General features: G+C 71.8%; 11 protein-coding genes. 4 read left to right on the forward strand and 7 right to left on the reverse strand.

Annotated elements, in window-relative coordinates:
• The coding region (locus tag CCN39_RS41455) for an MHYT domain-containing protein (RefSeq protein ID WP_244211238.1) at positions 1-699 on the forward strand (699 nt) is incomplete at its 5' end.
• Here CCN39_RS41455 and CCN39_RS41460 read toward each other — a convergent pair.
• On the reverse strand, positions 609-3,005 hold the full coding sequence (locus tag CCN39_RS41460) for a DUF7617 domain-containing protein (protein ID WP_086851814.1): 2,397 nt from the start codon (positions 3,003-3,005) through the stop codon (positions 609-611). The genes CCN39_RS41455 and CCN39_RS41460 overlap by 91 nt on opposite strands.
• A 354-nt stretch (positions 3,006-3,359) precedes the next feature.
• Here CCN39_RS41460 and CCN39_RS41465 point away from each other — a divergent pair, with 354 nt between their 5' ends.
• Genes CCN39_RS41465 through CCN39_RS52280 form a run of 3 tightly spaced genes read left to right on the forward strand, consistent with a single transcriptional unit; the run spans position 3,360 to position 5,315 of the window.
• Entirely contained in the window at positions 3,360-4,346 is a 987-nt protein-coding gene (locus CCN39_RS41465; protein WP_086851816.1) for a Rossmann-fold NAD(P)-binding domain-containing protein, read from the forward strand.
• A gap of 59 nt (positions 4,347-4,405) precedes the next feature.
• Entirely contained in the window at positions 4,406-4,813 is a 408-nt protein-coding gene (locus CCN39_RS52275) for a transposase (RefSeq protein ID WP_244211239.1), read from the forward strand.
• A 7-nt stretch (positions 4,814-4,820) separates the two neighbouring features.
• Positions 4,821-5,315: an IS5 family transposase gene (locus tag CCN39_RS52280; protein ID WP_244211241.1), complete on the forward strand. Its 495-nt coding sequence runs from the start codon at positions 4,821-4,823 to the stop codon at positions 5,313-5,315.
• Here the strand turns inward: CCN39_RS52280 and CCN39_RS41475 are convergent.
• From CCN39_RS41475 to CCN39_RS41500, 6 genes are all read right to left on the reverse strand, one after another.
• Positions 5,312-6,049, reverse strand: coding sequence for a GntR family transcriptional regulator (locus CCN39_RS41475; protein ID WP_244211240.1), 738 nt, complete (start codon positions 6,047-6,049; stop codon positions 5,312-5,314). The two genes, CCN39_RS52280 and CCN39_RS41475, sit on opposite strands and share 4 nt — an antisense overlap.
• Positions 6,046-7,536, reverse strand: coding sequence for a beta-N-acetylhexosaminidase (locus tag CCN39_RS41480; protein ID WP_086851819.1), 1,491 nt, complete (start codon positions 7,534-7,536; stop codon positions 6,046-6,048). The genes CCN39_RS41475 and CCN39_RS41480 overlap by 4 nt, the downstream gene beginning before the upstream one ends.
• Entirely contained in the window at positions 7,536-8,354 is an 819-nt protein-coding gene (locus tag CCN39_RS41485) for a carbohydrate ABC transporter permease (RefSeq protein ID WP_086851821.1), read from the reverse strand. Before CCN39_RS41485 ends, CCN39_RS41480 begins: the two co-directional genes overlap by 1 nt.
• Positions 8,351-9,274, reverse strand: coding sequence for a carbohydrate ABC transporter permease (locus CCN39_RS41490; RefSeq protein WP_086851823.1), 924 nt, complete (start codon positions 9,272-9,274; stop codon positions 8,351-8,353). Before CCN39_RS41490 ends, CCN39_RS41485 begins: the two co-directional genes overlap by 4 nt.
• Before the next feature lie 70 nt (positions 9,275-9,344).
• Complete coding sequence (locus tag CCN39_RS41495; RefSeq protein ID WP_208630614.1) at positions 9,345-10,619, reverse strand: extracellular solute-binding protein; 1,275 nt, start codon at positions 10,617-10,619, stop codon at positions 9,345-9,347.
• Between the two features lie 17 nt (positions 10,620-10,636).
• Positions 10,637-11,696, reverse strand: a 1,060-nt coding sequence (locus CCN39_RS41500; protein ID WP_086851830.1) for a carbohydrate-binding protein, incomplete at its 5' end; no start/stop codon positions are given.

Genomic DNA, 11,696 nt, shown 5'->3' on the forward strand with positions numbered 1-11,696 from the left:
ATCGGCGGCGTCGGCATCTGGCTGATGCACTTCGTGGCGATGCTCGGCTTCAGCACCCCGGGCATGCCGGTCCGCTACGACATCTTCCGCACGGTCCTGTCCGCGGTCCTCTCGGTGACGGCGGTGTTCGCCGGGCTCGTGGTGGTGGGCGGCCGCGCGAAGTTCGGCTGGTGGCGCCTCGCCCTCGGCGGCGTCATCACCGGCCTGGCGGTGAACCTCATGCACTACACCGGGATGTCGGCGCTGCGGGTGAAGGGCGACTTCGGCTACGACGGCGGCCTGGTGGCGCTGTCGGTGGTGATCGCCGTGGTGGCGGCGACCGCGGCACTGTGGTTCGCGGTCTTCCTCGACCGCCTCTCGTTGCGGCTGCTGGCCGGCTTCGTCATGGGCGCGGCGGTGACCGGCATGCACTACACGGGCATGGCGGCGGTCCGGATGAGCATGGACATGAACGCCCCGGACCCGGCGGGCGCGGAGGTGTTCTCCTTCCTGTTCCCGGTGTTCGTGCTGGCGGCGATCGCGATGGCGGTGCCGCTGTGCGCGGTCCTGATGGCGCCGGCCGTCTCGCCGAAGGCTCCCGAGCCGGCCGGCGCCATCACGTCACCTCCCTACAGGCTGCACAGCAGCGAACAGGCCTTGGCCGCCGACCAGTCCGTTGTGGACGGAGGCGTGCCCGGCGGGACGTTCACCGGCAGGTAGCTCACCTTCGCCTTGTTGGTGATCGGGAACAGGTTCAGCAGTGCGTACGTCGCGCAGTACACCTGCTTCGACTGGCCCGCCGCCAAGGTGAACGGACCCGTCTGGCACGACGGCTCCACGGTGTCCACCACCTGCGCGGACGTGATCCCCACCGGACCCTCGTTCGTCACCGTGATCCGCCAGTACGCCGACGCCGCGAGCACGCCGAGCAGGCCCACCGGGGCCTGTTTCGCCCACGGCCCGGCGCCGCCCGGGCCGCACTGGGCCGGGTGGACCGCCGTGCAGATCTCCTTCTCCACGGTCACCTTCGGGGTGCACGACGCGCCCGGGGCGACCGGGAGCGTCACCGTGTTGGACGTGAACGACCCCGTCGAGTCCGTGCCCGTCGCCGTGTTCGCCACCGACGTCACCAGGCAGTCCGCCGAGATCGTCGTGCGGAAGCACAGCTGGGGTGCGTCACCCGCGAAGTCGACCACCAGCGCACCGCTGAAGCCCGCCGCGCTGTGCAGCACCAGCGTCGTCGTCACCGTGATCGACGGGTGCGCCGCCACCGAGACGCCGGTGAGGTCGACCGAGCCGTCCGGGGCGAAGCCCGGGGTCGGTACCACCGCGTTGTCCTGGTCGACGACCGTCACCCGCGACGCCGCGAAGTCGACGTTCGCCGGGTCGACGCCCGTCAGCCGCGCGGAGGTGTAGCCCTGGACGTGACTTCCGCCGTCACAGTAGAAGTCGCCCGGGCGCAGGGTCACCTGCCCGCCGGAGCGGACACACGGCGTGGCGCCGGTGGCCGGGTCCATCGAGAACAGCACGCCCGCGTCGCCCAGGCCGATCAAGCAGCCCGACGGCGGGTCGTACGCGTACCCGTAGTCCCGGGTGGCGCCCCCGTTCACCGACGGGTGGGTGATCCGGGCGGGCAGCCCCGCGCACGCCGTTCCGGTGGTCCAGTCGTGGCACACCGCCGCGCCCGCGATGCCCCCGTTCCAGACCGGGAGGTAGCTGCGCAGGTGACCACCCGGGTCGGTGACGACCTCGGGGTTGAAGACGTACGTCCCGTTCGGCAGCGCGGCCGCGCCCGGCGGTGCGGGCAGCGCGGAACCGTCGAGGGCGTAGCAGGTGGTGACGTTGGTGCCGCCGGTCGTCGACGAGCACACCCCCACGGGCGCGCCGGTCGTGCCGAACGCCGTGTAGGCGTTGTAGGTGAAGTTCCCCGCCGGTCCGGTCGGCCGCCAGGAAGCCCAGCCGGCGCACGCCGTGGCCGTCGCCGGGTCGAAGCAGCCCAGCGAGGGCTGCTGCGCGGTGCCGGGGTTCGACGACGAGGCGAACACCTTGCCCGCCACGACGTCCAGTGCGCCGTAGACGTACGCGTTGCCGCTGATGGCCGGCGCGATCGGTGCGTACGGCTGGCCGCCGCAGGCGCTCTGCGTCGCGATGGTCCAGCAGACCACGGCGCCGCTGCTGATCAGGCCGTACACGTTGCCGCCGGTCTCCACCATCCCGGTGATGCCGCTCACCGCGGGCGATCCGCCGGTGGCGGCCAACGCCCAGTACCCGCAGTTGGCCGAGGCCGCCATGTCGAGGCAGGCGACGCCGACCGAAGCCGCCGTGACGGCGGGGTAGTAGACCTTCGAGGGTGCCGCGGGATCCCGCACGTACTGCTCGACCATGGTGGTGGCGATGTCGCCGGCCCCCAGGGTGCCGAGCGGACCGGGTGCGGTGTTGAGCACCTTCGGCCACGGGCCGCCCGCGCACCGCGCCCCGGTGGCGAGTTCGGTGCAGACCACCTTCGGCGACGTGGCCCCCAGGTGGTGGTAGATGTTCCAGGCCTGCAGCGTGCCGCCCGGGGTGCGGTACAGGATCGGCGTGAAGCCGTCGCCGCCGGTCGCGGTGGTCACCGCCTGCACGGGCGGGGTGAGGGCGCCGGTCAGCTGGGTCGCGTCGGGACCCGCGGCGGGGTTCGCCGCGCGGACCGTGGTGACGCCGGACGCCGGTTCGGTGCCGGTGAACGTGCTGCCGTCGGTGGACCACTGCGGCGTCCAGCCAGGCGGGACGTGCAGCGAGCCGGACTGGTAGGCCTGCCCGGCGCCGACGGCGTCGGTGATCGTGGCGGCGCCGGTCGTGGTCGCGTGGTCTTCGTAGCCGACGACCCAGTTCGCGGTCGCGCCGTGCGCGGCCGGGGAACCGGTGCCCTGCACGGACTTCGTCAGCGCCGAGACCGCCGGGGCGGGGTCGGCGGCCGCGGGCAGCGGGACGGCGGTGGCCGCCGTGAGCACCAGGGGCAGGACCGCCCCCAGCATGCGTCTTCGCATGGTCGTTCCTCGATTCCGGAAAATGGACAGAATTTGTCCAGGAATTGTTTCCTGGCCGAAGGAAAATCCTATGCCGGATCAGTAGTGCGGTTGAAGTGCTCTCACCCGGGCGCCGAAAAGGCGATGCGGACGGCGCAATTCTTGGGCCGTCTGCCGCGGTGGACACCTGTCGTGACGAGCGGGTTTCGCCGCGGCCGTCACCCGGACGCCGACCCCGTTCACTCGTTCGGGTAACGAGGATCGGCTAAGAAGAAGCGTTTCCCGGCCGGCGCGAAGATCCATGTGCCGGAAGCCGGTCGTCAGCTGTGAGCGAATTCGCTGGCCCGGCGGTGATCTTGGTGCTTGTGTGTCGGTATGGAGATCCTGGTTCTGGGTGGGACGGCGTGGGTGGCCCGGGAGCTGTCCCGGCAGGCCATCGGACGCGGCCACCGGGTGACCTGCCTCGCGCGGGGCGAGAGCGGAGAAGTCGCCGACGGCGCGACACTGGTCGCGGCCGACCGGCGCGACCCGTCGGCGTACGAGCCCCTGCTCGACCGGGTCTGGGACGCGGTCGTCGAGGTGTCGTGGCAGCCGGGTTTCGTCCGCGGAGCGCTCCACGCGCTGGGCGGCAAGGCCGGGCACTGGGTGTACGTCTCGTCCGGCAACGTCTACGCCTCCCACGCCACGCCGGGGGCGGACGAGTCGGCGGCGCTGCTCGCCCCGACGGATCGGGACGAGGCCGACCGCGAGGTGTACGGCGAGGCGAAGGTCGCGTGCGAGCAGGCGTCGACGGCCGCGGCAGGCGACCGCCTCCTCATCGCGCGAGCCGGGCTCATCGGCGGCCCGGGCGATCACACCGGCCGCTCCGGCTACTGGGCCGCCCGCGCGGCCCGCGATCCGCGCGGGCCGATGCTGGTGCCCGACACCCCCGGCGTGCCCACCCAGGTGATCGACGTGCGGGACCTCGCGGCCTGGTTGCTCGACTCCGCGGAGACGGGGACTACCGGCACTTACAACGCGGTCGGTCCGGTCGTGCCGTTCGGGGAGTGGGTCGAGCTGTCCCGCGCCGCCGGCGGGCACACCGGTCCGGTGGTGACGGCCGGGGCGGAGTGGCTGCTCGCCCAGGGCGTGGCCGAATACATGGGGCCGGAGTCGCTGGCGATGTGGCTGGTCGAGCCGGGCTGGGAAGGGTGGTCGGCGCGGGACGGGTCGGCGGCGCGCGCCGCGGGTCTGCGGCACCGGCCCCGGGCCGAGCTGCTGGCCGACACGGTGCGCTGGGAACGCGAGCAGGGGCTGGACCGGGAACGGCGAGCGGGCCTCAGCGCGCGGCGGGAGCGCGAGTTGCTCGACGCCCTCGGCTGACGGCGCACCCCACCGGAGTACTAGGGCGTGTCTGATAAACATGTCGGCTGGTTGCTGGGATGCTGCCGGTCGTGTCGCGGTTTCAGTTGCTTTCGGATGCTCAGTGGGCGTTGATCGAGGATCTGCTGCCGGTCCGCACTGGTAAGCGCGGGCGGCCGTTCTCGGATGCACGCGCGATGGTCGAGGGGATCATCTACCGGTATCGGTGCGGGATTCCGTGGCGAGACGTGCCGGCGGTGTTCGGTCCGTGGCAGATGATCTGGACCTGGCATCGCCGGATGGCCGGCGACGGCACCTGGGACATCGTGCTGCAGCGCCTGCTCACCGAAGCCGACGCGGCTGGCCTGGTGGATTGGTCGGTGTCGGTGGATTCCACGATCGCTCGGGCGCATCAGCACGCCACCAACATCACCCGCCCCACAGGGGGCTGGGTCGAACTACACGGATCTGCTCGCCGAGCCGCTTGACCACGCGATCGGCCGCTCCCGCGGCGGGTGGAGCACCAAGGGGCACCACCTTGTCGACGGCAACGGACGGCCCCTGTTGACGCTGGTCGGGTCCGGGCAGGCCGGAGACGCACCGATGTTTCCGCACCTGATGCGGCACCTGCATGTCGCTCGTCCCGGAGGCGGTCGGGCGCGGATCCGACCCGACCGCGTCCGCGGCGACAAGGCCTACTCCTCCAGAGCAATCCGCGGGCATTTGCGCGACCGTGGCATCACCGCCGTGATCCCCGAGCCGGCTGATCAGGCCGGGCACCGCAAACGCCGCGGTTCCCGCGGCGGCCGACCACCGGCGTTCGATCCGGTTGACTACCGCGGCCGCAACGTCGTCGAACGACGCTTCAACCTGCTCAAACAATGGCGTGGCCTGGCCACTCGCTTTGACAAGCTCGCCATCGTCTACCGATCAGCGGTCGTCCTCCACGCGGTGATCACCTGGACCAAGGCATTGTCAGACAAGCCCTAGCCGGATTCGGCGTCGAAGCGGAGTTTCGACGTGATGCGGTAGCGGTCGCCGCGGTAGACCGAGCGGGTCAGTTCGACGACTCGGCCTGCTCCGTCGCGGGTGAGCCGTTCGATGTGCAGGATCGGTGCGTACACCGCGATTTCCAGCAGTTCGGCCTGGCCGGGGTCGGTCACCGCGGGCTCGATCGTCTGCACCGCCTCCGCCACCGCGATGCCGAAGCGTTCCCGCAGCAGCCGGTAGAAGTTGCCCGCCTCCAGGTCCGCCGGGCGGAGGCCGGGGACCAGGGCCGCGGGCAGGGCCAGGTGCTCGATCGCGATCGGTTCGTCGTCGACGTGCCGGACCCGGGTCACGCGCAGCACCGGCGCGGCCGGCTCGAGCTCCAGCTCCCCGGCGAGGGACCGCGGGGCCGGTGACACGGCGAACGCGACCACCCGGCTGGTCCAGTGGCCTTCCGCGGGCGGCACCGCGAGGCCGGTCGCCAGTTCCTGGGTGACCTTCTGCGGGCTGGTGAAGGTGCCGCGGCCGCGCTGGCGCACCAGCAGCCCGGTGCGGGTCAGCTCGTCGATGGCCGCCCGGACGGTCGGGCGCGAGACGCCCAGCTCCGCGGCCAGGTCCCGTTCGGAGGCGAGCCCGGTGCCGGGGCCGGCGTTCTCGATCACCTTCAGCAGGTGCCGCCGGACGCGGTCGCGCTTCACCGTGTTGGGCCGGTCCGCCGGCTGGTCGGCAACGGTCAAGGCGATGTCTTCCCGGGTGCTCCGAGCGCGCCGGCGAACCGGACGCGCTCCTTCGGCAGGGCGCCCAGTGCCCGGAGCCGGTCGAGGTGCCCGGTCAGGCGCTGGTGGAAGTCAGCATAACCGCGGCCCGGCGGTGACCACGCCCGTTCGGCCAGTGCGCACAGCCGTGGGAACGCCAGGTGCCGCACGTGGCCGGGGGTCGGTGCGTGCTCGGTCCACAGCTGGGCCTGGGTGCCCAGCACTCCCGGCGAGGTGCCCGTGGCGACCGGCAGCCCGCCTTCCAGGGGATCGAAGCGGTAGACGTCCTCCAGTGTCGTCACGGGCCCGTGCGGCGGCTCGTCGGAATCCTCGCTCTGCCGGTAGTCGAAGTACGTCGACGTGTGCGGCGCCATCACGACCTGGTGGCCGCGGCTGATGGCGAGCGCGCCGTGGGCGGCGTCGCGCCAGGCGGTGACGACCAGGTCCGCGGGCAGGCGTCCCGCCGCGTGGCCGGTCTCGTCCCAGCACACGGCCCGGCGGCCCAGGTCCGTGACGACGTCCTTCAGCCGGCCGAGGAACCACGGGTGGAGTTCGGCGGGGCGCACCCCGAGCCGGGCCGCGGTGGCCCGCGCGACCGGGCTGGTCTCCCACTGCGTGGTCGGGCACTCGTCGCCGCCGATGTGCAGGTACGGCGACGGGAACACGCCGGCGACCTGTTCCAGCACGTCCCGGCAGAAGGCGAAGGCCTCGTCGTGGACGCCGAGGATGTCCGGGCTGATGCCCCACTCCGTCCACACCGGCAGCGCCGTCTCGGGCCGGTTGCCCAGCGACGGGTAGGCGGCCAGCGCCGCGCGCACGTGTCCGGGCAGGTCGATCTCCGGCACGATCCGGACCCCGCGTCCGGCGGCGAAGGCGACCAGTTCGCGCAGCTCCCGCTGCGTGTAGAAACCGCCGTGCGGGACGCCGTCGAAGACGTTGCTGCCCGCGGGCCCGACCATCGACTCCGCGCGCCACGCTCCGACTTCGGTGAGCCGGGGCCGGCCGCGGATCTCGATCCGCCAGCCCTGGTCGTCGGTGAGGTGCAGGTGCAGCACGTTGTACTTGTGCAGCGCCAGCAGATCGACGAACTCGCGGAGGAACTCCAGCGGCATGAAGTGCCGGGCGACGTCGAGCAGGACTCCGCGCCAGGGCAGCCGGGGTGCGTCGCGGATCGTCAGGCACGGCAGCCGCGGGGACAGCTGGCGGATCGTCTGGACGCCGGCGAGGAGGCCCGCCTCCGTGGACGCGGTGAGCAACGCGCGACCGGGGGTGACCTCCAAGGTGTACTCCTCCGGCCCGAGCCCCGGTTTCCGCGCGAGCCGGATGGCCGGTCCATTGTGGACCAGCGGGAGCCCGGTGTACGCGGCGAGCAGCCGGGCCGGGCCGTGGGTGCCGAGGCCCGCCAGGATTCCGGTGGGCACGCAGGACCCGGCGTGGCGGGTCAGCTGCGCGGGGCGCGGGATGAGCATCAGCCCTTCACCGCGCCCGCGGTCATGCCTTCGACCAGGTGGCGCTGCACGAGCGCGAAGAAGACGACGACGGGCAGCGCGAACAGGGTCGACGCGGCGATGAGGCCGCCGTAGTCGGTGCCCGTGCTGGTGCTGAACGACACCAGCCAGACCGGCAGCGTGTACCCCGAGCTGTCCTTCATGATCACGTAGGCGAACAGGAAGTCGTTCCACGCGGTGATGAAGGCGAACACGCTGGTCGCGATCAGCCCGGGCAGCACGAGCGGCAGCAGGACCGAGCGCATGACCCGCGCGCGTGTCGCGCCGTCGACCATCGCCGCTTCCTCCAGTTCGACCGGGATGCCGTGCAGGAAGCCGCGCAACGTCCAGATCGTGAACGGCAGCACGAGTGCCACGTAGGTGAGGACCAGCCCGGGCAGGGTGTCGAGCAGGTGCGCGCTCTTCAGGCTCAGGAACAGCGGGATGACCAAGGCGGGCACCGGCACCATCTCGAGCACCAGCACGCCGATGAGGAAGCTGCGGCGCCCGAAGAACCGGAAGCGCGTCAACGCCGTCGCCGCGAGGAAGGCGACCACGATGGACAGGACGACGACCGCCACGACGACCACGGCGCTGTTGAGCAGGTCCTGGACGAACCCGGGTTTGGCGAGCGCGCCGGCGAAGTTGTCCAGCGTGACGTCGACGGGCAGGAACTCGGGCGTCGGCTGGAGGATCCGGCCCGCGGGCTTGAACGCCGTGAGCACCATCCAGTAGACCGGGAAGATCCACACCAGGCAGAACAGGGCGGCCGCGAGGTTTCGGCCGAGCCGCCGGATCACAGGTCCTCCCCCGAGCGGACGAGCCGCCGCACGTACACGGCGGTCAGGCCGACGAGCAGCGCGACCGAGACGACGGCGATCGCCGCGCCCTGGCCGAAGTCGTTGCGGCTGAAGGCGCGGGTGAACGTCCAGATCCCCAGCGTCGTCGTGCCGCCGGCCGGGCCGCCCTGGGTGAGGATCCAGATCTGGTTGAACACGGTGAAGTCCCAGATGACCGAGAGGATGGTGACCAGGCCGAGGATCGGCTGCAGGAACGGGACGGTGATCGTGCGGTGCACCCGCCACGGCCCGGCACCGTCCAGTGCCGCGGCTTCGTAGTAGGACCGCGGGATCTGCGAGAGACCGGCGTGCAGGGTGAGCGCGGCGAACGGGACCGACTGCCAGACGACCAGCAGCCAGACGAGGGTGAACGCCGACGCCGGGCTCGTCGTCCAGTCGTGCTGGGTGAGGTCCCCGAGGCCGAGCCGGGTCAGCAGCCAGTTCACCACGCCGTAGCCGGGCTGGAACAGCCACTGCCAGACCAGGGTGGACGCCACGTTCGGCAGCGCCCACGCCGCGATCAGGCACAACGTGACCGCGGTGCGCATCCGGCGGCCCAGGCGTTGCAGCAGCAGGGCGACCCCGGACGCGACCACGAGCGTGCCGATGACCAGCGCGGCGCAGAACCCGATACTGCGCGCGAGCACCGGGAGCAGCTGGGGGTCGGCGAGGACGGCGGCGTAGTTGTCGCCGCCGGCGAAGCCCGTCTTGCCGGTGAACAGCGACCGCAGGCCGTAGTCCTGCAGGGAGATGACGATCAGCCGGACGAGCGGGTAGCCGAGCACCAGGCCGAGCAGCGCGGCGGCGGGCAGGAGCAGGCCGTAGGGCACCAGGGAACCGCGGTGCGTTCTTTCCCGGGTGCGCGCCTTTTCGAGCAGCACGGGGACTCCTTCGCGGAACAGGGGCGGGGTGGTCCGGCGGGGACGGCGGTCGGCCGGGCCACCCCGCCGGTCAGCGGGCGCCCAGCGCCTCGGTCAGGTGGGCGTCGAACTCCCGGGCCGCTTCGGCGATCGGCCGGCGTCCGGTGGCGATGTCGGCGAAGAAACCGTTGATGGACTTGTCGCTCTCGATGGTCGCCCAGCCGGGGGCGGCCGGGGTGGCGACGCTGGTCTTCGCCGCGGTGGCGAAGGCCGTGTTGAGCGGCGGCAGCGTCGGCGTGATCCGGTCGATCAGCTCGGTCGAGATCGGGGTCCAGCCGTCGATGCCGGCGATGGCGTCGCGCTGCACGGCCGGGTCCGTCGCTGCCTTGAGGTAGGCCAGCGCCAGGTCCTGGTTGCGGCTCTTGGCGGCGACGGCGAGGTCCGAGCCGCCGAGGAACACCGGTTGCGTCTTCCCGGGTGTGGCGCTCGGGAAGGGGAACGTGCCCAGCCGGTCCTTCAGGTCCGGCTTGTTCTTGAGCACGGTGTTGACGCTCGTGTCGAGGATGGCCGCGGCGCCGCCGGAAGAGAAGATCGCGGCCTGGTCCGGGGCCTTCGTGTCGACGTTGCGGGACGCGGGGGAGGAGTAGGCGTTCTGGAAGTCCTTCCAGGCCTGCAGCCCCTTCTGCGCTTCGGGGCTTTCGAGGGCGCCGGTCCACTTCCCGTCCCGCTGCGTGGCGATCTGCCCGCCGGCGTCCCAGACGAACTGCAGCGCGCCGAACCAGTACCGGCCGGGGAAGTGGAAGGCCGAGAAGTCCGGGGCCGGGTGCTTCGCCTTGATCTTGTCCAGGGCCGCGGTGAGCTCCGGCAGGGTCTTCGGCGGGGCGGTGACCCCGGCGTCGGCCCACAGTTGCTTGTCGTAGATCACCGCGCGGTTGCCGGCGAACAGCGGTGCCCCGTAGAGGTGTCCGTCCACAGTGGCCGGTCCGGCCAGGCCGGGCAGCCAGGTCTGGCCCGCGGCGAGCGCGTCGCGGTGCGGGGTGAGGTCGGTCAGCGCGCCGTTGGCGGCGAACAGCGGGACGTTCGTGTTGCCGATTTCGATCACGTCCGGCGTGGTGTCCTGGGCCAGCGCGGTGCTGATCTTCGTGTTGATGTTGTCCCATTCCTGGATCTGCACGGTGACCTTGGCGCCGGTGGCCTTCTCGAACGCGGCGCTGATCGCCGCGGTGGCCCGGTCGCTGAGGTCGCCGTTCATCAGCCAGACGGTCAGGGTGCCGCCGCGCGCGGCGGGAGCGGGGGTGACCGTGTCGCAGGCGGTGGCGGTCACGGCGGCGACGGCCAGGGCGGTGGCGAGGGTGCGGCTGCGCATGAGGAGCTCCCGGGAAGTCAGCAGTGGCCGAGGTCGCGCCACTGGGCGGTGAGGCCGGGCTCCGAACCCTGGGTCCACCAGTTCGCCTGCCAGAGGTGGGCGTTGTGCTTCACCCGCTGGCCCTCCAGGTACACCGTGCCCCAGTCCCATTCCGCCGCCGTCGAGCAGTTAGCGGGCTGGGACGGGGTGGTCGGTGTCGTCGGGGTGGTGGGCGTGGTCGTCTGCGGCGGGGTGGTCGGGGTCGTGCAGCCGCTGACACTGTCCACATGGGACGTTCCGCTCGAGCGGTACCGCCCGGCCTGCGCGACGGCGTCGGCCGGGGAAACGACCTGGTTGCCCGCGTAGTAGGTCCAGTCGACCTGTTCGGTGTAGACGCTGTTCCCGCTCGAGTGGCCGGCGGTGTCGATGAACCACATGTTGTAGTTGATCGACATCGGCGTGCGCGGGTACACCGGGTTGCCCTGGGCGTCGGTGGTGTGGTCCGCGGTGAGGACGCCGTCGAGGTAGTACTTCACGTGCCCGCCGGAGACCTGGGTGACGACGTCGTGCCAGCCGGCGAAGCTGCGGTTCTGCGCGGTGGACGTGCGCAGGCCGTCCCAGCTCGGGTTGTTCCAGTAGGTGTACCAGCTGGTCTGGTAGTTCGCCTGCGGACCGCCCCAGCCGCCGTTGGGCAGGTACTCGGAGAAGTCGAGCTCGCTGTAGAGCGGGTCGCGGTCGTACCGCAGCGGGGAGATCGTGAAGTAGGTTTCGTTGACGTGGTCGCCGTCGGGACCGCTGTCCGGCGCGTCGGTGAAGCGGACGCGGCTGGCGTACGTGCCTTCGAAGAACCGAAGCTGGTTCTGGTAGAGCTCGGCGTGCGTGGTGCCGGCGGCGCTGCCGTCGGTGCTCGCGGTGAGCTGGGCGACGCGCTCGCCGTTCACCGTCGGGAAGCTGATGTTGCCGGTCAGCCAGCGGGCGCCGGGCACACCGGGGCTGCCGACGTCGTTGCGCGTGGTCCAGCCGGCTTGGGTGAAGGTGCCGTCGGTGGGCGAGGCGTAGTTGAAGTCGTCGAAGAGCACGCCGCAGCCGGCCGCGGCG

The sequence above is a fragment of the Amycolatopsis kentuckyensis genome (genome assembly GCF_002155975.1).
Taxonomy (GTDB): Bacteria; Actinomycetota; Actinomycetes; order Mycobacteriales; family Pseudonocardiaceae; genus Amycolatopsis; species Amycolatopsis kentuckyensis.